The organism is Parabacteroides chongii (assembly GCF_029581355.1).
Lineage (GTDB): Bacteria > Bacteroidota > Bacteroidia > Bacteroidales > Tannerellaceae > Parabacteroides > Parabacteroides chongii.
On sequence record NZ_CP120849.1, the window covers coordinates 4,770,467 to 4,793,288 of the forward strand.

General features: G+C 48.3%; 17 protein-coding genes, 1 tRNA gene and 1 pseudogene. 4 read left to right on the top strand and 15 right to left on the bottom strand.

What is annotated here, in order from left to right; translation table 11 throughout:
• Positions 1-421: 421 nt before the first annotated feature.
• From P3L47_RS18180 to P3L47_RS18225, 10 genes and pseudogenes are all read right to left on the bottom strand, one after another.
• Positions 422-4,229: pseudogene (locus tag P3L47_RS18180) on the bottom strand (CusA/CzcA family heavy metal efflux RND transporter); the annotation flags it as partial.
• A gap of 271 nt (positions 4,230-4,500) precedes the next feature.
• Entirely contained in the window at positions 4,501-4,683 is a 183-nt protein-coding gene (locus tag P3L47_RS18185; protein ID WP_122373167.1) for a hypothetical protein, read from the bottom strand.
• 77 nt (positions 4,684-4,760) lie between these two features.
• The gene (gene pgl / locus P3L47_RS18190; protein WP_122360153.1) at positions 4,761-5,462 is read right to left on the bottom strand and encodes a 6-phosphogluconolactonase; all 702 of its coding nucleotides are present in this window, start codon (positions 5,460-5,462) and stop codon (positions 4,761-4,763) included.
• 47 nt (positions 5,463-5,509) lie between these two features.
• Positions 5,510-6,979, bottom strand: coding sequence for a glucose-6-phosphate dehydrogenase (gene zwf / locus P3L47_RS18195; protein WP_277781663.1), 1,470 nt, complete (start codon positions 6,977-6,979; stop codon positions 5,510-5,512).
• An 18-nt stretch (positions 6,980-6,997) separates the two neighbouring features.
• A complete protein-coding gene (gene gnd / locus P3L47_RS18200) occupies positions 6,998-8,452 on the bottom strand; it encodes a decarboxylating NADP(+)-dependent phosphogluconate dehydrogenase (protein ID WP_277781664.1) in 1,455 nt (484 codons plus the stop codon).
• A 23-nt stretch (positions 8,453-8,475) separates the two neighbouring features.
• Positions 8,476-9,852: an FAD-dependent oxidoreductase gene (locus P3L47_RS18205; protein ID WP_277781665.1), complete on the bottom strand. Its 1,377-nt coding sequence runs from the start codon at positions 9,850-9,852 to the stop codon at positions 8,476-8,478.
• A 231-nt stretch (positions 9,853-10,083) separates the two neighbouring features.
• Positions 10,084-10,398: a type II toxin-antitoxin system RelE/ParE family toxin gene (locus tag P3L47_RS18210; RefSeq protein WP_122360157.1), complete on the bottom strand. Its 315-nt coding sequence runs from the start codon at positions 10,396-10,398 to the stop codon at positions 10,084-10,086.
• Entirely contained in the window at positions 10,389-10,613 is a 225-nt protein-coding gene (locus P3L47_RS18215; protein WP_122360158.1) for a hypothetical protein, read from the bottom strand. Before P3L47_RS18215 ends, P3L47_RS18210 begins: the two co-directional genes overlap by 10 nt.
• 62 nt (positions 10,614-10,675) lie before the next feature.
• Positions 10,676-11,521 carry an AraC family transcriptional regulator gene (locus P3L47_RS18220; RefSeq protein ID WP_122360159.1) on the bottom strand — a complete coding sequence of 282 codons (846 nt, stop codon included), beginning with the start codon at positions 11,519-11,521 and terminating at the stop codon, positions 10,676-10,678.
• A 15-nt stretch (positions 11,522-11,536) separates the two neighbouring features.
• The gene (locus P3L47_RS18225) at positions 11,537-12,343 is read right to left on the bottom strand and encodes a helix-turn-helix domain-containing protein (protein WP_277781666.1); all 807 of its coding nucleotides are present in this window, start codon (positions 12,341-12,343) and stop codon (positions 11,537-11,539) included.
• A 105-nt stretch (positions 12,344-12,448) separates the two neighbouring features.
• Between P3L47_RS18225 and P3L47_RS18230 the strand changes: the two genes are divergently transcribed.
• The 3 genes from P3L47_RS18230 to P3L47_RS18240 all read left to right on the top strand — a co-directional run bounded on the left by P3L47_RS18230 (position 12,449) and on the right by P3L47_RS18240 (position 16,615).
• Positions 12,449-12,907 carry a hypothetical protein gene (locus P3L47_RS18230; RefSeq protein ID WP_277781667.1) on the top strand — a complete coding sequence of 153 codons (459 nt, stop codon included), beginning with the start codon at positions 12,449-12,451 and terminating at the stop codon, positions 12,905-12,907.
• A gap of 391 nt (positions 12,908-13,298) precedes the next feature.
• The gene (locus tag P3L47_RS18235) at positions 13,299-13,592 is read left to right on the top strand and encodes an HU family DNA-binding protein (protein ID WP_122360162.1); all 294 of its coding nucleotides are present in this window, start codon (positions 13,299-13,301) and stop codon (positions 13,590-13,592) included.
• A 2-nt stretch (positions 13,593-13,594) separates the two neighbouring features.
• Complete coding sequence (locus P3L47_RS18240) at positions 13,595-16,615, top strand: GLUG motif-containing protein (RefSeq protein ID WP_277781668.1); 3,021 nt, start codon at positions 13,595-13,597, stop codon at positions 16,613-16,615.
• A 35-nt stretch (positions 16,616-16,650) separates the two neighbouring features.
• Here P3L47_RS18240 and P3L47_RS18245 read toward each other — a convergent pair whose 3' ends face one another.
• On the bottom strand, positions 16,651-16,797 hold the full coding sequence (locus P3L47_RS18245) for a hypothetical protein (RefSeq protein ID WP_199715412.1): 147 nt from the start codon (positions 16,795-16,797) through the stop codon (positions 16,651-16,653).
• 289 nt (positions 16,798-17,086) lie between these two features.
• Between P3L47_RS18245 and P3L47_RS18250 the strand changes: the two genes are divergently transcribed.
• Entirely contained in the window at positions 17,087-17,962 is an 876-nt protein-coding gene (locus P3L47_RS18250) for an arginase family protein (protein ID WP_277783717.1), read from the top strand.
• A gap of 83 nt (positions 17,963-18,045) precedes the next feature.
• Here the strand turns inward: P3L47_RS18250 and P3L47_RS18255 are convergent, their stop codons facing one another.
• The 4 genes from P3L47_RS18255 to P3L47_RS18270 all read right to left on the bottom strand — a co-directional run bounded on the left by P3L47_RS18255 (position 18,046) and on the right by P3L47_RS18270 (position 22,779).
• On the bottom strand, positions 18,046-19,005 hold the full coding sequence (locus P3L47_RS18255) for a ketopantoate reductase family protein (protein WP_277781669.1): 960 nt from the start codon (positions 19,003-19,005) through the stop codon (positions 18,046-18,048).
• Between the two features lie 22 nt (positions 19,006-19,027).
• Entirely contained in the window at positions 19,028-19,861 is an 834-nt protein-coding gene (locus P3L47_RS18260; protein ID WP_277781670.1) for a helix-turn-helix domain-containing protein, read from the bottom strand.
• 185 nt (positions 19,862-20,046) lie between these two features.
• Positions 20,047-20,119 (bottom strand) — tRNA-Lys (locus P3L47_RS18265).
• A 143-nt stretch (positions 20,120-20,262) separates the two neighbouring features.
• Positions 20,263-22,779, bottom strand: coding sequence for a glycosyl hydrolase family 95 catalytic domain-containing protein (locus P3L47_RS18270; protein WP_277781671.1), 2,517 nt, complete (start codon positions 22,777-22,779; stop codon positions 20,263-20,265).
• Positions 22,780-22,822 lie beyond the last annotated feature (43 nt).

Genomic DNA, 22,822 nt, shown 5'->3' on the forward strand with positions numbered 1-22,822 from the left:
ATCTCGGCACTCTTTACCAGTGCATCGGCTTCGGGCAAGGCACCGGTCGTATAATAACGGATACTTTCCCCCTGGCGGCGAAGCATCGTCTGCAACTCATTCACTTTATTACTTAGCTGACGCGTATTGGCTTCCGCCTCCGTCCGTGCGATATAGGCATCTATCCGCGCCTGTTTCGCACGGCTTTGCTGCGGGAAAAACAAGACAGGGAAAGAGACTCCGACCATCCAGGAGTTCAATCCGGACAGCGGCGCGATCTTCTGCCGGACATAGCCTACCGACAATTCCGGAAAGAAACGACTACGCTCCACTTGCAGCATCGCCTTCTTCTCGTCCGCCATGCTCCGGAAATAATCCCGATAGACATCCGCCAATTCCACCTCCGCTGTCTCCGCCGGGAATAACGCCAGCGTACTGTCTTCCGGAACAACCGGACGATCCGCATAACAAGCCCATGTAAAACGACGGACAGCCAGTTGCAGCTCTTCTTCCGCCTGCATCAGCCGGGTCCGCAGGTCCGCAGCCAGCGTAGTTGCCATATTCCGCTCCAGCAAAGTGATATCGCCCTGTTCATAGCGGAGCTTTCCCGCTTCCTGCAAACGGAGTGCCCATTCATTCTGTTCGCGGTAAAGCGAGCAAAGATTGGCGGCATACTGGTAATAAGACCAGGCACGCTTCACCTCTGCGACGATCTCTTTCTTCACCATTTCACGATAATGTTCACCTGTCGCGATCTGCTTATTGACCAGCGCATTCTTATAGAACGGCGTGAGCAAAGAACCCAGCGACTGGGTTACTTCCAGCTGGTTGTCGCTACGGGTCTCCCCGTTGAGCTGTCCCCAGGAATAATTGACGGAGGTCGCACCCGGCTCCCAGACTTCACCTTTGGAAGCCTTCGAGCGGTCTATAGCTGCGGAGGCTGTCTTCAAACGGGGATGATTTTCCAACGCCACAGAAAGTGCCTCGTTCAATGTCAGGACGGTTGGCTGTGTCGCATCTTCCATCGCAGGACGTCCTGTTGCATTTCCTTCAGCCCAGACAGGCGATGACAGCGCAAACAGCAAAACGAGCAGGGACAGATCTTTCAGGCTATTACTTTTTCTTACTCTCTTCCACATCAGCGGGAAGGCATTGACAATCCGGTAAAATACCGGAATGATCAGTAAAGTCAATATGGTGGAAACGATCAGTCCGCCGATCACGACCGTCGCCAACGGACGCTGCACTTCCGCTCCTGCCGATCTCGCGATCGCCATCGGAACAAATCCCAGCGAGGCAACCAGTCCGGTCAGGAAGACCGGACGCAGCAGATGCGGACAACCTTTCGCTATAATACGATTCGTAGTCATTCTATAAGTTCCTTTTTTACGTAAATCATTAAAGTGATTGATCATCAGGATACCGTTCAGCACCGCCACACCGAACAGGGCAATAAACCCTACTCCCGCCGAGATACTGAAAGGCAAACCGCGCAGCCAAAGCGCCACGATACCGCCTATCAGCGACAGAGGAACCGTCGAGAATACGACCAGTGTATAAGTCACGCTCTTGAAGGCGAAGAACAACAACAGCAGGATCAAAGCCAGTGCCACCGGGATCACGATCAACAATGTATCGATCGCATTCTGCAAATTCTCGAACTGCCCTCCGTATTCAAAATAATAACCGGGCTTCAGTTTGATATGCTTGTCCAACGTATCCTGTATCTGCGAAACGACCTGCTGGATATCGGCATCACGCACATTCACACCGATGACGATGCGGCGTTTAGTCGCATCCCGGTTGATCTGTAGCGGACCGTTCACCAGTTCGATACTGGCTACTTCGCTTACCGGAATCTGAATGCCTTCGGCGGTCCGGACAAAGAGTTTATCCAGATTAAGGTCGGAGACTTTCTCATGATCCAGCCGCAGCACCAGTTCAAAACGGCGTTCGTTCTCAAAGACCACGCCTGCCGCCTCACCGGCATATGCTGTCCGGATGATTGTATTCAGTTCTTCTATATTCATACCGTAACGGGCTATCTTCCCACGGTTATATTTCACTACCAGCTGCGGAAGTCCCATTGCCTGTTCGACAATCACGTCGGCTGCCCCGGGCACTTTCTCCACATGGGTCGCCACCTCTTTCGCTTTGCTGTAGAGTTCTTCCATATTTTCCCCGTAGAGCTTGATGGCGATATCCGCCTTGGCTCCCGTCATCAGTTCGTTGAAACGGAGCTGGATAGGCTGGCTGAAATTGAACTCTGCTCCCGTGATCGGCTCCAGTGCCTTCTTCATCTTCTCGACCATCTCCGCGCGGCTGCCTGCCGATGTCCATTCCTTGAACGGCTTCATAATGATCATCACGTCGGCATCCTCCACAGCCATCGGGTCTGTCGGGACTTCTGCCGTACCGATCTTGGCAACTACATGCTTGATTTCGGGAAACTGGTCCATCAGTGTCTTCTCGGCCTGTCGGGAAAGTTCGATACTCTGCGTCAGCGAGCTTCCTGCGGGAAGCGTCATCTGCATGGCAAAATCGCCTTCATCGAGTGTGGGGATGAACTCCGCACCCAGACGGGTGAAGAGAAGCAAAGAGGCGGCCAGCAGCGCAAAGGCAGAACAAACGGTCGCCCAGATATGGTGCAGGCAAAACGTCAGACAGGATTTATAGAGACGGTTCAACCGTTCGAAGAAACGGTCGGCAAATGTCGGCTTCGGAGAGATCGTCCGCTTCAGGAACAGTGAAGCCATCATCGGCACATAGGTCAGCGACAAGATCAGTGCACCGATAATACAGAAAACGAGCGTCTTCGCCATCGGTGTAAAATATTTGCCTTCGATGCCGGTCAGCGTCAGGATCGGGAAAAACACGATCAGGATAATCAATACGGCAAAAGTAGCACTGCGCACTACCCCGCTTGCCCCTTCCTCCACCTCGCGGTTCATTTCTTCTTTCGTCAGTGTCCGCCCGGCAAGCCGTTTGGTATATATATGAGCCAAAACCCCTTCCAGGATAACGATCGAACCGTCTACGACGATACCGAAGTCGATCGCCCCCAGGCTCATCAGATTCGCCGACACACCGAACAGCCGCATCATAATAAAGCCGAACAACATCGCCAACGGAATGACCGAAGCCACGATCAGGCCGGCACGCACATTACCGAGGAAGACAATCAGTACCAAAAAGACGATCAAAGCCCCTTCTATCAGGTTGCGGACTACCGTCGAGATATTCCGGTTCACCAGTTCCGAACGGTTCAGGTAAGGTTCCACGCTGATGCCTTCGGGCAACATCTTCTGCACTTTGTCCACCCGCGCTTCCAGTTCTTTGGTCACCACGTTGGCATTCGCCCCTTTCAGCATCATGGCTATACCGCCCACGCATTCGCCCTCACCGTCTTTGGTCATCGCTCCGAAACGTTTCGGCGCACCGAAGCGCACCGTGCCGACATCACTGATATGTATCGGTATGCCGCCGCGGTTCGTTATCACGATGCGTTCGATATCTTTCGTTTCGCTGATCATTCCTTCGGAACGGATATAGTATGCCCGGTCGACTTTCTCTATATAACTGCCTCCCGTATTCTGGTTATTGCTGCTCAAAGCGGCATAGACATCGCCGATCGTAATATTCAGCGAATACAGGGCATCGGGGTCGACCGCCACTTCATACTGTTTCAGGTATCCTCCGAAACTATTGATCTCCACAATTCCCGGAATACCGGAAAGCTGCCGCTTGACGATCCAGTCCTGTATCGTGCGCAGCTCCATCGCATCGTATTTATCCTCATAACCGGGAGCCACCTTCAATACATACTGATAGATCTCGCCCAGTCCGGTCGTGATCGGCATCAGCTCGGGCGTCCCCAACTCCGTGGGAATCTCACCGGCTACGGTCTGTATCTGTTCATTGATCAATTGCCGGGCATCCAGTGTCGGTACGCTCTCCTTGAAGACCACCGTCACGAGCGACAACCCGAAACGGGAGACGGAACGTATCTCCTCCACATTCATAATATTACTCATGGCAATTTCGATAGGGAAAGTAATCAGCTGCTCGACTTCCTGCGGGGCAAGGGTCGGCGAGACGGTCACGATCTGTACCTGATTATTGGTGATATCGGGCACGGCATCGATTGGCAACGTCAACATCGCGTAAATCCCTCCGGCAAGCAGGAACAAGGTCGTGAGTGCGACAAACAGCTTTTTGCGGATCGAAAAATGTACTATAGCTTTAAACATCACTTTGTAATTTTAAATAACATTACAAAGCTAACGACCCTAAAGAAGCCTACATATAATAAAAGAGTGAAGCTGACAGATTGGGAGTTGAAGCGTACTTATCAGCCTTTAAAGGAAAAGGGAAAAAGAGATGAAAGGAGCGAATAAAAGAATCCCGGGAAAGATCAGAGCTTCGTTTTTTTAAAAGGGGATACATGCTGTAATTAAAAGGGGTACATGTGTTTGCGTAAGAACAAGCTCTTAGTGCGCGATCTTTCCCGGAATTAGTATGTCAGGGGACGTCATTTTCTTCGTTCAGGTCATCAGCTTCCTGATTGCCGCCCTCTATTGTTTCCGTAACGTCTTTAATATCACCTGCTGTATAGGTGTTAGACAGGACAGAGGCATCTGAAGCCATCGCTTCGTCGGTCAGATCCGAGCTCTCGTCCCACAGTGTTTGCATAATCTTCGTCATAACCGTTGATTTTATTGTTGATATACTATTCTAACAGCTTGCAGACGATAATTGTTGACAGAAAGAGGAAAAAATAATCACAATGTCGTATAAACGATCGAATCTACCGCATGCGACAAGATATACGCAGCCGGCGTTGCATTCGTAGCCGAATAGCCCTGCTTCAATTCCTCTATCGCAGCCGCCTTGCCTTTACCCAACACAGGGACAAGCAGCGGCGAACCGTTCAGGATAAGCGGGCCCGTCATCGTAATACGGAACTGTCCCGATTCCGGATGCTGCGATACGGCATAATTCCGGCTGTCCGTCAGCAACGGCAGATTATCCGGGAAGATGGATGCCGTATGCGAATCGCCTCCTATCCCCAGGATGATACAATCGAAATACGGGAACTGCCCGTGACGGGGCAGATATTCCTTCACGATACGCGAATAACGCATCGCCTCCGTGCCGGGCTCTCCTTCACCGTGGATCCGGTGAATATGATCTTTAGGTATCTGCAGGGGTTCGAACAATAACTTGTTCGCATGCCCGAAATTACTCTCCGCATCTGTCGGCGGCACACAACGCTCGTCCACCCAGAAGAAACGCATGTTCTCCCAGTCGATCTTATCTTTATACTCATCCGCCCATAGAGCAAACATCTGTTTGGCCGTCTCGCCACCCGACAAAGCCAGGTTGAACGGCGTCTGCTCTTCTTTACGGGCCATATAATCCATCAATTGGCTGGTCAAAGCCCGCAAAGCATCCTTATTGTCTTTGTAATTCTCTATTTTCATATGTTTCTCATTTGAGGGGGGCGGTTCACGAACCGCCCCTACGTTGTTTAACCGCAGGAATCGCAGGAGTCTCCTGCCAAACCTGCGCCTAACATCATTCTTTCCAATGGCCCGTTCTGTCCCGGTTCGTAGAAGAAGAGATTCTTAGAACCTTCCTCTTTCCAGTGATGCAGGATCGGGTCGATAAAGCGCCAGCTGGCTTCCAAAGCGTCGCTACGTGCATACAAGGTCGAATCGCCCAGCATGGCATCCAGCAACAGACGCTCGTAAGCATCCGGCAAATGGGTCTTTGACAGGGAATCGTAGCGGAATTCCATCCCTACCTGCTTCACAGTGAATCCGGCACCCGGCATCTTCAGGCCGAAACGCAGCGTGATACTCTCGTCCGGCTGGATACGGATCACCAGCTTGTTACATGAACTGCCCGAGCATTGTCCGGCAAAAAGCTGATGGGGTGTCGATTTGAAATGGATAACGATCTCCGACGACTTCTCCGGCAGTTTCTTCCCTGTAAAGAAGTAGAACGGCACACCGCTCCAACGCCAATTGTCGATGAAGAACTTCATGCCGACATAGGTTTCCGTATTCGAATCCGGCGCGACATTCTTCTCTTCACGATAGCCGTCGTACTGCCCGCGGACCACCTGTTCGTTGATCTCGCGGATCGTATAGGGACGGATGGCACGGAAGACCTTCACGATCTCGTCGCGGATAGGTTCAGGATCGAACACGGCGGGCGATTCCATAGCGGCAAACGCCATCAGTTGCATGAGGTGATTCTGAATCATATCACGCAGGGCCCCTGCCCCGTCATAGTATTTACCGCGGTTCTCCACGCCCAGTGTTTCGGATGCGCTGATCTCCACCGAATCGACATAATTACGGTTCCATAACGGTTCGAAAATACCGTTGGAGAAACGGAGTACCAGGATGTTCTGCACCGTCTCCTTGCCCAGGTAATGGTCGATACGGTAAATCTCGTTCTCGTCGAAGATGCGGCAGAGATGCTTGTTCAACTCCTGCGCCGTCTCCAGGCTTGTACCGAAAGGCTTCTCGACGATCACGCGACGCCAGCCGTCTTCCGATTCCGCCACGTTCATGCCGTTTTCCTGCAGGTACTTCGGTACCAGCTCGTACATCAGCGGCGGTGTAGCCAGATAATACATGATCCTGTCCGGGATATTCTCCTGTTGCAGCAACAGGCGCACACGGTCTTTCAGTTTCACATATTCGGCGGATTTGGTCGAATCGAATGCCAGGTAGAACAGTATCTGGAGGAATCTATCCAGATCTGCGCTGTTTGTTTCCTTATTTCCCCGTGCTTCCAGGATATGTTTACGTTGTTCGGCACGGAACTCATCATCCGTAAACGCTGTACGTGCAGCTCCCAGTATGGCAAAATGTTCGGGCAACATATCGCCGATGAACAATTCAAAAAGTGCGGGCAGCAACTTGCGGCCCGTCAGGTCGCCCGATGCCCCGAAAATAACAAGTAGTTGATCGTTTGCTCTTTTCATTCTCCGGTCCTCCACTTGTTAAACTGTATAGGTTCCTGAAACCGTATTACCCCCTTCGCCCGTCCAGTTGGTGTGGAAGAAAATACCACGGTCGCGGTCTGTCCGTTCATACGTGTGAGCACCGAAATAGTCACGCTGCGCCTGTATCAGGTTGGCTGCCGAGCTCTGGGTACGCAACCCGTCGAAATAACTCAGGGCGGAACTCATGGCCGGCAGGGCGACACCGCTCAGGGCACCTTCCGCAACGACTTTACGCCAGGAAGGTAAAGCAGACTGTATCTTGGTGCGGAAGAAATCGTCGAACAACAGGTTTTCGAGTTCCGGATTCTTCCGGTAAGCCTCCGTGATCTTCTGCAGAAAGACGGAACGGATGATGCAACCCTTACGCCAGATCTGTGCGATCGTCCCGAAATCCAGTTTCCAGCCATAACGTTCGGAAGCACGGCGAATCAGGGAGAATCCCTGCGCATAAGAGATCAGCTTGGCAGCATACAACGCCTGGCGTATCTCTTCCACGTACAAGTTTTCACCCAACTGCACCGGTTCCGGATACAAGCCGGAAGCCTTTTCGCGTTCGTCAGAGAGGGCGGACAGCATACGGGCGTACACGGCCTCGGTAATCAGCGTCAACGGATCGTTCTCGTCCATCGCGGCGATGGCACTCCATTTTCCCGTTCCTTTCTGGCCGGCAACGTCGAGTATCTTATCCAGCAACGGCTTGCCGTCTTCGTCGCGGAAGCGGAGTATGTTCGTGGTGATCTCGATCAGGAAACTATCCAGTTCGCCCTTGTTCCATTCTTCAAAGACGACGGACATTTCATCATTGTCCAGGCCTTTCCGGTTCTTCAACAGGGAATAGGCTTCGGAGATCAGCTGCATGTCACCGTACTCGATGCCGTTGTGCACCATCTTGACAAAGTGCCCGGCACCGCCTTCGCCGATCCATTGGCAACAAGGCTTACCGTCATCCAGCTTGGCTGCGATACTCTGTAAAATATCCTTTACGATGGGCCATGCTTCGGGAGAACCTCCGGGCATGATAGACGGGCCGTGCAAGGCACCTTCCTCACCTCCCGAAATACCTGATCCGACAAAATACAGACCTTTGGCTTCCACCTCTTTCACACGTCGTTCCGTATCATGGAAGTCGGAGTTGCCGCCGTCGATGATCACGTCGCCGGGCGACATATGAGGCAAGAGCTGTTCGATCATTTCGTCGACCGGAGCACCGGCCTTGATCATCATCATAATGATGCGGGGACACTTCACGGCATCCACCAGTTCTTCGATCGAATGGGTAGCGATAAAATTCTTTCCTTTTCCACGGCCGTTCACGAAGCGGTCCACCACTCCTTCTTCGCCGGGGAAACTACGGTTATATACTGCAACGGTAAAACCTTTGCTTTCCATATTTAGAGCCAGGTTCTCACCCATCACGGCGAGACCAATCAGTCCGATATCAGCTTTCTTCATGTTTTGTTCTATTTTATATTTCGTTATTTTATTAATGCAAACAAATCGTTCAACGATTCACTCATCGACGGGTGCGTATAAATGCTGTCCCGAAGGAATGTATAGTCTTTTCCGGCACGTATGGCCAGCGATACGGTGTTGATCACCTCGGTCGACTCGGCACAGAAAAGGGTACATCCCAGTATCTCGCCTGTTTCCGTATCGACGATCGCTTTCAGCAGTCCGTCCGTCTGTTCGAAGGTACGTGTCCGCGGGAATGCAGCAGCCGGCATCCGTGCAATGCTTATTTTCCTTCCGGAACGCAGCGCCTCTTCCTCTCCCATCCCGATGCGTGATAGCGGGGGATCGATGAATACGGAATAGGCAACCGCCACACGGTCATCCTTCGTTCGCCGTCCGTTACCGAACAGCTGGTCTTTTATCACACGATAATCGTCCAGAGAGATGTAGGTAAATTGAAGACCGCCCGTCACATCGCCCATTGCCCAGATATTCGGGACATTGGTGCGCAGATGGTCGTCCACGATGACGGCTCCCCGGTCGGAGATCTTTATCCCCGCAGCTTCCGGATGCAGGTCTGTGGTGTTCGGACGGCGTCCGGTTGCCAGCAGCACAGCGTCGGCGGGAAGTTGTACTTCGTTCCCTTCTTTCTCTTTATATGTTATAACAGCTCCGGAGCCATTGTGTTCAATCGACTGTACCGAAGCGTTCAGACGGATGGTGATTCCTTTCTTTTCGAGTACCGTTTTTACCGCATCGGCAATGTCGCGGTCTTCGCGGGCAATGAACTTGTCTCCCCCTTCCAGCACGATCACTTCCGAACCGAAACCGGCAAACATGGAGGCGAATTCCAGGCCGATATAACCGCCGCCTACAATCACCAGCCGGCGGGGTAGTTTGTCCAGTTCCATGATCGAGGTACTGGTGTAGACAAACGGATTTCCTTCTATACCTTTGATGGGCGGGATGATGGTAGATGCTCCCGTATTTATAAATATCTTTTTACCTTCCAGGAGGAGGGTTTCGTTACCTGCTTTTACTTCTATTTCGTAAGGAGAACGGAAAGAGGCGATGCCTGTATAGACAGTCACGGTATCTTTTGAGTCGAGGTTGTCGAAATTCTTTTTACGCAGCAGCGAGGTCAGTTCCCTTTTCCCGGCAATCGCCTGGCGGAACTCTTCGGCATACTGTTCGAAGGAAGAAGGTTTGCGGTAGGAAATGACTTTCGAAATATGCACCAGCCTTTTCGTCGGGATACAACCGATATTGATACAGGTTCCTCCGTACATACCGGACGAACGCTCGATAATAGCGACATTCCAGCCTCTGTTTCCCAACTCTGCGGCAAGTGTTTTACCGGCTTTACCAAACCCAATGATAATTGCATCATACTTTTTCATCCTACAATCCTCCTCTTTTTTTAGACTAAGTTATTAACAGAACAGCTGTTTTAACCTAATTGTTCGTAAAATTTTATCTATATTCTGATAATTGTTATCTATCACCCCGCCCTAATAGCAAAGGCTGACGATACAAAAGTAAAGAATGCAGACGGTTAAGAGGATGTTCATTTTTCCTGAAAAGTTGGCGATTTGGCTAAATATGCAGTAAACTTGATGAAACCAAACGTCTCATAACATTTCTTTCAAGCGTACAGGATCACGTCGATTATCACCGATAGCCACTATATTGATAATATCCTTTTTTACGACATAATAAATTGTATTGATATCCGATAACACGTAACGCCTTACTCCCTGTTTGTAAGAAGTAGCCGGAAAAGCATATGGGAACATAGTTATATGAGTAACTGCCCTGTCGACAGAACGAACGAAATCTTTCACAACTTTTTCATTCCAGCTGTTTGAAAGATATCCAACGATCTCTTCAAAGTTATGGATTGCCTGGTTAGACCATTCTATTTCATAAAGATTAGTCATAGCCATTTTTTGTAGCGTTTCCTCATTTCACTGTGAGGTATCGTACGACCGGCTTCTATATCAGAAAGCCCTTTTTCTATCGCCTGCTGATCCTGTTCCGATATTTCGTTCCACCATTCTACATCAGACCGGTCAATTCCCGATCCGTAAACAGATTGCGGCTCATTGAGAGATGAGTCAGGCGGCATTTTTTCCGGATCGGAATAATTCTTTGCAAACATAACAGGAGTCCTTTCTTCTTTTAAGTTATACAGGCAAAAGTAAACAATAAATTTGGATGATACTATTCTTTAATAATCTTATTCTTCTTCCTGTACTCGGTTGCACTCATTCCGGTTGCGTTCTTGAAGAAGCGGCTGAAGGTGGCCTGGTCTTCGAAGCCCAGCATCAGGGCGATCTCTTTGGAGCTTTTGGAGGAGTAGAGTAACAGGCGTTCGGCTTCTGCCTGAATGCGGTTGTGGATGATGCGTATGGCAGAGGGTTGCTGGTAGGTGGAAAGGAGGTTTGCCAATGTCTTCGGCGATTTGTTCAGCATATCGGCATATTCCTGCACCTGCTTCTTTTCCTTGAACCAGGTATCGACCAGGACATAAAACTTACGGATCGTCTCAAACTGCATGCTGTTTTCCTGTCTCATCCCCTGCCGGTTCCCTACGATACGTGTACATAATATAATGAAGCGTTTCAGCAACACACGGAGCATCTCTTCCTGCAGATGGTCGCGGCTTTCAAACTCCTCGCGCATGATGCCCGTTAAGGTATCGATCTTCCGCCTCTCGTCGTCGGAGAGATCGAAAATCACCACATGCGAGGAACCATGAAACAACAGTCCGTTGCACGACACCTCATGGTCGTTGCCATGGATACAGTAGAAATTACCATTGAACAACAGCGAGAGATATTCGCCCTCCACCCGGACAAACTCCAGATGATGCAGATGCGATAAAGTCATCAACTGGCCGGCTTCCAGTACGACCGACTGATGATCGACATCCAGCTCCAATCGTCCTGACAGCACCCAAATAAACTTATACAAAGACTTGTCCTTCAACAATGCCGGACTTTCATGCAACGAATCCGATAAAACGACTTTCCCTTTTATCTTGCTGTTCTCAAATGATAAATTCATAGTACCCAATTTATATTACCTCCATTCGGTAGGGATCTCGCCCGTATGCCTGCGGAACCAGCGCGAAAAAGTATCGTGGTTGGCAAAGCCCAGCATCGTGGCGATCTGCGAAGGACGCAGACGGGTCTTCGATAACAGGTCTTTTGCTTCCAGCAATACGAACTCGCTGATCCACTCGGCAGCGGATATTCCGGCACCTTGTTTACACCGGATATTCAGTTCCTGCGAGGTGATCCCTAGTTTCTCCGCGTAAAAGTACGCAGGAGAATGGTGATATCTGCTAATTAAGGTCGCAAATTGTTGAAAAAAGAGTGAATTTTCTGTTTTCGGCACGTCGACGATCGTTTTTCCCTGCTGTAAGTTTATGATTAGAGCCCGGAGCAACGATTCGACCACCTTCGCACGCATCTCTTTCATCTGCTCGATCTGCGATTCGATCAGGCGCAGATAAATGCGTGTTTCCTCGACCTCGTCCGAGGGGATATCGCGGTAGACGAGACGTTGGCGGTTGATCAGCAACTCTTCCGAAACATAAATAATGATCCCTATAAATCCGGTATCATGAAAAGGCTTTACCTCCGTCACATCATCGCTCGCCAGCAGAAGGAGTTGTCCGGGTGTCACCTCATACGCGTGGTGCAGTGCCTGGCAACGAAAACTGCCTCCGGTACAGATTACTGCCAGCGTTCCCGAATCCAACGGTAGCAATTTATCATCGTCTCCCTCTTTCACATAGAGGATCTTCAGCGAACTTTCAAGCTTCAGCTCCGGCGTCGACACGGAATTATAAAGATCCACAGGTAAGATTCTTTCTGTTTTCATCATCCTATTTTTTGTCTGTAATTTAATTTTCGGGTAAACATAAAAAGGTGTATTTTAGTTTATTATGTTGTGTGATTTTATCTTTAGTTAAAAGAATAAGACATATTGACACGTTCGAAACCCATTGCGCAAGCGGAACATGGGGCGAACCGACGCGAAAACAAGGTAGCCGGCAGCAAAAAGCTCGCCACTCTCGCCACTTTCGCCACTAAAGATACTGGAAAATACCCTTCTGTCGAAAAAGAAGAGGATATCGTTGTCAATCAAAACGTTACACCCACTCTACCCAATGTCGACAAGGACCTTTTCAATGCCGCTCCAGCCCTTTTGAGGGACATGATTCGTCCCGGTCTCGAAGGACGCCAGCGGGACATGGCGACAGTCTCCACACTGACCATGTCCCGCATGTCTTTCAAAACTTCGCAGGCGAAGGCCATCGGCGTGTCCCTGAGAATCCCCGAAAGGACCATCGACAGGCATTTGAAAAGATGGATAGTAGAAGGCCTAATCATCAGACTATCAGTCGGTAAATATCAGAAAAAGATCGATAAATATGAAAGGTGAAAATGAAATAACTTTAGTGGCGTAAATGGCGAGAGTGGCGAGCTTTTGAAATACAAAACGTGAAAAAAATGTCAGAAACCGGAAGTATTCAATACAAAAAGGCTAAGTATTTCGGACAAAAAACGTAAGTATTTTCAAAATTAACCGCTAGTTTTTTACTAAAAGACATTTCGGAGAATGACTAAATTAATCGTTCCTTTAAATTAGTCACAAAGTTACGGGTTATATTTTTATATTCAAACTTATCGCGAATAAACTTTGATAATCTTACTTTCTTTTGTTTTTCAATATTTTTCAAATCTTATTCGTTCAATTTTTTCCGGAAACATTTATTTTTTTAGACACTCCGGAAAATGACTAAAAAAAAGGAACGTTTTTTCTAGTCATTCTTATGAACAAGCAACAATTAATCAACGAACTGACCCTTCAGACAGGGTTCACTCGCACTACAGTCCAAAAGGTTTTCGAATCTTTAACCGGTATCATCACCAACGAACTGAAGCAAGGTGGAGAAATCCGCCTGCAGGGTTTCGCTATCCTTTCAAGATGGCATCAGCCCGAACGCCCGGCACGCAACCCCAAGACGGGTACCCCTCATACCATCCCCGCACGTTTCTCCGTAAAGCTGAAACCGGGAAAACAACTTCTTGATGAACTTAATAATACGCAAACTAAAAATAAATGATGATGAAAAAGAATTTACATCTTATCTCGTATCGTCTGTTAATAACGATAGCGTTTCTATGTTTCTTCTCCAAAGGGATAAAGGCAGAAGATACCTCACCGGACACATGGGAAAACCTGGCAAGCGCACCTGCGAACTGGAGTACTTCTTTTACTGAGATTAGCATATCTTCCGCAACCGAATTAGCTTGGGTGGCAAAAATGGTAAACGACAATGAAGATACCGGAGATTCCAGTAAAAAAGGGTTTGAAGGAGTGACGATAACACTCACCCAAGATATTGACTTGGCTAATCATAATTGGATACCGATAGGAGAAAAATGGGCGGATGCCAAAACTACTAGACCTTTCAAAGGCACTTTTGATGGAGGCGGCCATACCATATCGAATATGAAGATTGTCTCCGATTGCTCAGCGGGACTCTTTGGGCAAATAGATCATGCAACAATAAAGGATATCAAGTTAACAAACTGCTGTATTAAAAAAGGCAGCAATACCTCTTCTAATAAAGACATTTATGCCGGATGTATAGCTGGTGCAAGCATTTCCTCTACAATTGAAAATTGTCACGCTCAAGGGACAATCAGCTATACAGGGGAAGCTGCAGTGTATGTAGGTGGTATAACCGGTAAAAACGCATCAACTGACAACACACAAGCAATCATTAAAGACTGCGACTTTGAAGGAAAGTTCGATTACCAGCTTACGCTAACTCCCTATGGAGGCAGTAAATCCGGCTATGTCGGTGGAATAGCCGGAACGAACAATGCATCTACCAAAACAGACGGTTGCATCACAAACTGTCATGCCAAGATAACAGCCGAGGTAATTCAAGCTGCAGTCGGAGGTATTACAACAAGTAATAGAGGTGTCATAGAAGGATGCAGTGCAGAAGGATCTATAAATGTCACTCTTGATGGAACAACTAGTGTCGTTGGTGGAATTGTCTCGGAAAATGTAAAACCTTTAAACTCGAATCCTGAATACACAATAAAGAAGTGTACTTCTTCCTGTGATATAATATTTATATATAAACTAAAATCAAGTAACTACAATGTCTCAGTCGGTGGCATTGCAGGAACTCATAACATAGGAGGAGCTCCCACCGTTCCTCCCATAACCGATTGTACTACATCCGGAACAATTTCTGTAAAATTAATAGAGGATCAATCTTCGGGTAATAATTTAAGTAATAATTTATGTACCGCCGGAGGTATCGCCGGATACAGTAAAGCTGCAATTCTGAATTGCGAATCGTCAGCCAAGGTTTCAGCAACAACTGATTTACCTAACACAGAAGCATATGCTGCCGGTATTGCAGGCATTCTTTTAAAAGCCCCTATGAGTAATTGTGTAGCATCAGGTACTGTTACAACGAATGGAGTTGTTTCTTACTGCGGTGGAATTGCCGGACAATGTTCCAATACTATTAAAAACTGCATTTCTACCGCTACTGTCATTTCTAGAGGAAACACGAATTCTGTGGGTGGTCTTGCCGGATATAATACTCATACGATACAAGATTGTTACTCAACAGGAGATATCACATCAACCGGCAATACAAATAGTGTCGGAGGAATTGTTGGCAATAATGAAAACGAAATAAAAAATTGTTACGCCACAGGCAAGGTAACTGCAGATTATATTGATGGAACAAATAAGCTAAAATCGACAGATCCCCGTGGACATGTCGGAGGTATTGCCGGAATAAGTACACAATCGATCGAAAACTGCCTGGCACTTAACACCGGAGGTATTACATACAACGATGGCACAACACCCGGACGCATTGTAGGGTATCAAGATCAAACTACTTTAACGAACAACTCCGCTCATAAAGATATACCGACTGGATGGGAAACCAACCAAACTGATAACAACGGTAGCAACTGGGATGGATCTACTTTTCCTTTCAAATCATCCGATGCTTGGGATTTCAGTAATCCGAATCAACTGCCTAGTCTAAAAAAGATCGACGAAAGCGGTAGTTACACACAGGATCAAATAGAAGGACAGCCCATTATCCCCATCGCAAGTCTGGTAGATTACACGATCACATTCGATGCCCCGGAGCATGGTCAATTAACCGTTACCGACCAGTCTGCCAATTCTATAAAATCCGGAGATAAGGTACAAGGCGGAACCGTACTTACCATCACTGCCACCCCAGAGGATACTTACCAGCTGGACGGGATAATGGTAAATGGCAATTCTTCCGGAACTACATTGACTGTATTGAAAGATGTCACAATCTCTGCTTCCTTCAGTAAAAAACTTCATACCGTCATTATCAACAATCCGGATCACGGAACGATCACAGTTGTCGATCAAGCTTCAAAGACAATAAACTCAAGTGATCAAGTGCCGGAAGGAAGCGTACTTACCATTACTGCCACGCCCGAGGATAATTATAAACTGGACGGGATAACGGTAAATGGCAGTTCTTCCGGAACTACATTGACTGTATTGAAAGATGTCACAATCTCTGCTACCTTCAGTAAAATCCCGAAGCCCGAACCCGATCCAACACCCGTTCCTCCGGTCTACCATACCGTCACCCTCCCCGCTGTGGAAAGAGCGACCACCGACCCTGTCGCCGGCGAGTACGAAGTGGAAGCCTGGGACAGTTTCCGTTTCTACCTGACATTGGATGAAGCATACGACCAGTCCTCTCCCATCGTCACCACCGACCGGGGCGAAACGATCACCCCACGTGCGAGCGACGGTGCATACATTATCAAATATGTACGCCAGCCCATCGTCATCCATATCGACGGCATCGTCCGCAACGCCGATCCGGTAGCCAACGAAACGATCAGCACAAACGAGACAACTGTCCGTGCAGAAGGCGCTTATCTGCATCTTCACACGTCGAAACCCGAAACGGTATTTATCTACACGTTCTACGGAGCATTACTGAAAAGATACCCTGCCCTGTCAGGCGACAAGACCGTCCGGTTGCCGCAAGGTAATTATATAGTCATAGCCGGAGAGAAACGGTTTAAAATACAAACGGGAAAATAATCTTCCCTCTCAGTCCTTTATCCCGAGGATCTTCTTCATCTCCGGGCGGAAACTGTCTCCCCACCTCTCCATCTGTTCGATAATCGGAAGCAGTGTTTTACCTGCTTCCGTTTCCCTCCGATCACCTCCATTGTGATCTTTATGCCACAGTCAATATCAAAAGGTATTTTCTTCTTATACATACTTGTCATTTTGGTATAAAGGTACAAATAAAATGACGGTGTACAAACAAATAAAACGTACACAGATGTCGCAGAAAACCCGTCTTTCGACACATTTCCCCCTGTCAGTCAGTATAGGGACAAATTTATCAGTATATGAATAATTCAGCTGTACTTGCAGGATTGTTCCCTACTATCTACCTTTGTATCAAAAGACAACACCATGAGAAAGTTTTTATTATCAGTTGTTTTATTCATAGGCGCAGTTTCGGTATACGCGCACGGTAAAGCATTTACAAATAATCAGAATATGGAAAATAAAACATCAACACTTCGTTTGATCTACCCGCAATGGCAGGGTGGAATTGTGGATCATTGGATGCCCGATATTCCGGCAGACGATGCTTCAAGAGGCTACTATCTAGGAGCTCAGTTACTGAACTTCCTGGCTCCCGAAAGTTCACAAAAGACAGTGGAAGTACCGGTTTCACTGGATATAAATGACCGGAAAACGGAAAAAGGGGTCAGTGCACGCAACGTCATCCTGAAACAGACAAAAGCCGCCCTCGAAATAATCAGGGAAAACGCTCCGGAAAAGATCGTTACGCTCGGTGGCGAATGTTCGGTGAGTGTCGTGCCGTTTACTTACCTGGCTGCAAAATATCCGGATGATGTGGCGATTGTCTGGATCGATGCCCATCCCGATATAAATCTGCCTTACGATGACTACAAAGGCTATCATGCCATGGCTTTAACCGCCTGCCTGGGGATGGGCGACGAGGAAATTATCGGCACGCTGCCCGGAAAGGTCGATGCTTCGAAAGCGCTGCTCGTGGGATTGCGCTCATGGGATAAAGGTATGCAGGAACGTCAGGAAGAACTGGGGATAAAGGGCCTTTCACCGGAAGAGGTTGCCAATAACAGCGCGGCAATCATGGAATGGCTGAAAGGGACCGGTGCCTCGAAGGTCGTTATTCATTTCGACCTGGACGTGCTGGACCCAGCCGAAATCATTGCCGGTGTCGGTGTCGATCCTGACGGGATGAAGATGGATGAAGTGATTCGTGTAATAAATGATATTGCCGCCGGTTATGACCTCATAAGCCTGACCATAGCCGAACCGATGCCGCGCATCGCCATCAAACTCAGAAATATGCTCAACCGGTTACCGTTACTGAAAGAGTAGCAGGAATAGTCGTTTTTCGTATGTGCAGCTATGGTCTTTCTCCATGCATGCACATACGAAAAACAACCGGAAAGAAAAGCTGATCAGTTAAAAATATCCTGTTGCAATCTTTTCAGAGCTATAGTCTTTACCCCTTGCTCCTCTCCTGATAAGATAATATCAGCCAACATTCTACTCACTTCTCTTGTAGAATTTCGCAGATAGCCATCGAACATAGCCTGCATCGCTTCATCACTAAAAACTTTCCGTATGATTGGAATGCAAATAAACAAAGGCAGATAATACAGTTTGTTCACTTTTTCTTTTTTAGGATCGGTTCCCATCGCGGAACAGACATGAAAACCGTCTCTGACAGCCATTATTGCCTCCCTGACAATCTCCCGATTTTTAAGAAAAGCCTTCATTGTACCTCCGGCTTTCAGAACTCCGGCCGAAAACCCGGCTATAAACGCACAATGCGGAAGAAGCCATGTGATGATCTGACCGGATATAAATGGCTTCATACCGGCATCATCCATTGCATCCGCTATTTTCCGTACACGCGGCGTTATTTCACCGGACATTTCACCAAGCATTGTTTTTGAATATTCAGAGCCTGAAATAATCGTATCGAGCCCTCTTTCATTCCGACCTCCTCCTGCCATAAAAGGAAAACCGAAGAAATATTGTCCGGGCGATATATATTGACTTATTCTTTCTAGATCATCATACCATATATTCTGAAAGAAAAGAATATGGGCCTTTCCCGCAGATTCTTTCAGAACAGACAAGACTTCTTCGGGATGGAGATTATTGGTCGCCACGATAATATATTCAAAATCATTGTCGACCGAAAGAATATCCAGGACCTTGGGACGGAAAACGATCTCCGCTTTTACCTTTCCTCCATTCCTGAAATCCGTGCAATGAATATGTATGCCATTCTCTTCTATCGATTTCTTTTTCCCCTTTCTAACCAGAAAACTGATGTCATGCCCTGCCTCGGTCAATTGCCAACCATAGGTGCAGCCAATCACGCCCGCGCCAAAAATAAGAATCTTCATACTGAAATATATTTATTGTTTGCTATTCGGAAGGAAGATCGATAAACGCCGAACGGAACAGTCCGTGATATCCGGAATAGACCGGTTCACAGGCATTGGAAAGCTGGGCCGGTGTAAATCCAGAAAAATCTTTCAGCTCTTTTATCAGGTGCGACTTGTCATAGTAACCGCATTCATAAGCCAGTTCTGTCAATGTCATGCCGGTATGCAACTGCATCAAATGGTGCAACTTCTGAAAACGCATGATTTGCAGGAAATCTTTCGGGTTCGCTCCGATCTTTTCACAAAAAACACGTCTGAACTGTTTGTGACACAGACAGGCGGTTTGCGCCAGACTATCTATATCGGCATTTCCCTGCCGGATAGAGTCTATCACCGCATGAATCCGTTTATCATCCTCTTTATCGAGCCGGTACATACGGCGGAACAGAAATTTTTCTATCAAGTCGACACATGATAAATCATCAGTCGTCTCGTTTAGACATTGTTCCAAATCAAGTAATTCCGGGTCCTCCAATGCATCGAGCGGAACAGGACGATCCTTCCATTCTACAGGAGGTATTTTGAAGAATCGGCTGGTCCCCACCGGCTGAAAAACAATGCTAATAAAATCTACACAACCGGAAAAGACAAGGTCTGTATAATCAGCCGTTATGCCATAGAAATGCGACCGGGGCAAATAATCTTTTTCCTGTGATGAATAAGTAAAATTCCCCCGATGAAAACTTAATACCACACACCCCAACGGAACAAGGCGTTGTGAACTTCTCACAACATCTTCCATCCGCAGAAACCAATATTGCTTCACATAAGGAGCGAGCAACACGGAAGGTTGTATGACTTTAAATTTATTCATATCGGGACAAAGTTAAGGTTATTACATGATCCGCCTGGTGTAAAAAAAGGACAAATATGAATGCCCGAGGAAAGAAAAAAGCATTTTGGAACACAGACTTCTGCACATAATAAGAAATAAAAAAACTCCTACAATACCTGAATATTGTAGGAGTTATTCTTTTTAAGCACTTAGCTTGTTTTCAGTGATCCGCCTGGGGTTCGAACCCAGGACCCCATCCTTAAAAGGGATGTGCTCTACCTGCTGAGCTAGCGAATCATCCTATGCGTTACTTCTGTAATGCGGGTGCAAAGATAGAGGGTTGTTTTATATTATGCAAATATTCCAATAACTTTTTTACATAAATTTTAGTCAGCGGTTAAAAACACGCTGGCTTACTGCACATAACAAACACTACTTTTTTACTCCGTTTTTTCCGGTATCACCTCCAGATGTTCACCATTCACCAAAATCCTGACCGGTGAAGGATTCGGCGACGACAATTTCCAGTCAGTCACTCTCCCGTCTTTCCAAGAAAGATCGACACTGATATTTCCCCGTGCCCTGACACCCTTTATCTGCCCTTCCGGCCACGCCCGGCAAGGAGCAGGCAACAACTGGATCACATCATTATGCGACTGCACCAGCATCTCGATCATCGCCGCAGCAATCCCGTAATTGCCGTCGATCTGCAAAGGGATATGATGCGTCGTAAACAGATTATCAAGCATATTGTAAGTCATCAGCCCCTCCAGCATAGCATGCGCCTTGTCTCCCTCCTGTAACCGTGCCCAAAGCATAGAACGCCAGGTCCATGCCCACGACCGGCGGCTGTTCCCCGTATTCTTACGCCATAACAACGACTTGCGGGCAGCTTCAGCCAGTTCGGGAGTCTTTTCAATACTGATCGTACTTCCCGGATAAACAGCAAACAAGTGCGACGTGTGCCGGTGATCCGTCTCCGGTTCACGGTCGATCATCCACTCCATTAAATTACCCTTCCTGCCGATCTGGGGAGGATACAGACGTGCAGCCTTTTCCTCCAGCGCAGCCGCCCATTCCCGGTCGACATCCAGGATACGTGCCGCCCGGATCGTGTTCAGGAAAAGCTCGGAAACAATCTGCTGGTCGTGCGCCACACCGTCTTCGCCACGAGGACCATGCTCCGGCGACCAACCGTTAGGAACTACCAACGTCCCCTCTTTCACACCCGCCAGCTCCGGATACAAAGAGACATCCACCGGCTTATATTCGCTCTCGAAACCTTTACCGCCTTCACCCAGAGTTTTCAAATGACTTTCCCAGTATTCACATAACTCCTTCATCATCGGATAAGCCTGCCGGCGCAGATAAGCAGTATCCTGTGTAAACGCAAAATGTTCCCAGATATGCAGACCGTACCAGGCTGAACCCGGCAAATTCACCTGCCAGCCGTTTCCTCCGAAAGGATTATGAGAAGTATAAACGATCCAGCCGTTCGTTTGTGTCCCGCCCCGGTCACCGATAGCCTCCAGATATTCGCGCGTAGCCAGGCGGTTCGGTTCACGCATTGCGGAAAGGTAGTCGATCATCGGAAGATGACACTCCGGCAGATTTCCTGTTTCAGGCAGCCAGTAAACCATTTGGAAATTGATGTTGCTGTGGTAATCGTTTCCCCAGGGAGCGGCGATCATCCCGTTCCATATTCCCTGAAGACCGGCGGGCAGACTGCCCGGACGTGAAGTCGAGATCATCAGGTAACGCCCGAAATTAAACAAGATCTCCTCCAATCCCGGATCAGCCGCCTGCCGCCTGTATGCCTCCAGACGACGCGGTACAGACAACCGCTGCAGTGAATCGGGCGATGACGGCAAATCCAACTCCATCCTGCCGAATAATTCCCCGAAATCTTTCAAATGTCTTTTATGCAATTCCGGATAGTCCAGACCACGAATCCGTTCCATCCGTTGTGCGATCTTCGCCGCCGGCTCTTCACCCCGCCAGCCTTTCCGGAAATCCATCTCATAATTGGTTTCGATCGCAAGAATGACCGTGCAGGAATCGGCACCCGCCAGACGCAAGCTCTCCGGTCCCGTTTCGAGCGTTCCGCCGTAATGAACAACGGTTGCTTTCGCCTCGCAATTCATTCCGTTCGCCAGGTGGCTGGCCAGTGTCAGCGACTGTTTCCCTACTGAGATCCGGTCTTGTATCCGCTGCAAGGCAAAAGATAAGCCGGCAGTCAGTCCGCCCGGTCTATCGGCCCGGTAATGCAATACCATCACCTGGTCCGGATAACTGCAGAAAGCCGTACCTGACACGGTGACTCCGTTACGGGTTGCGACAGAAGCCACCTCGCCCCTATCCAGTAAGATTTCACGGACAAACGATCCGCGTTTTACAGGAGCATTGAAGTCGACAATAAAATCCCCGACAGGCTGATACCCGCCAAAACCGTCCTCGGTCACATCGGGTCCGTTCTCACCGTCAAAGCTCTTGTCGCCTTTGTTGTTAATCGTTCCGCCATTACGGCCACCCGACCAGAAAGAGACTTCGTTCAGGGCATAGCGATCACGCCCGCTGCCATGAAAGACCGATGCAGCCAACCGTCCGTTGCCTATAGGATAAGGTTCTCCCTCCCACAAACGGACCGGATTCGGATATTTCCCGCCGGTTGCCGCATCCGTTTCTTCATCCAGATAATCCTGTCCCTCGTTAGATTGCCAACGTTTGATCTCCGGCGAAGGATCAGGGACACGCGGCAGCTGCGGCACGAGATCGTCTTCCCATACATTATCATACAGATCGGAAGTCAGTCCCCGTTCATCTTCATTCTCAAAAACTCTTGTAAAAGCTGGTCGATCAGACCACACACGCTGCGTATCCTCACGCGTCACAGCCGGCGTGCATGCAAACAGTGTTACGACCGGCAGCAGAATCAGAAAGGCTAACTTACTATTCATCGATTTTCTATATTTCGTTTTTCCATTCAAGACTGTAAATGTA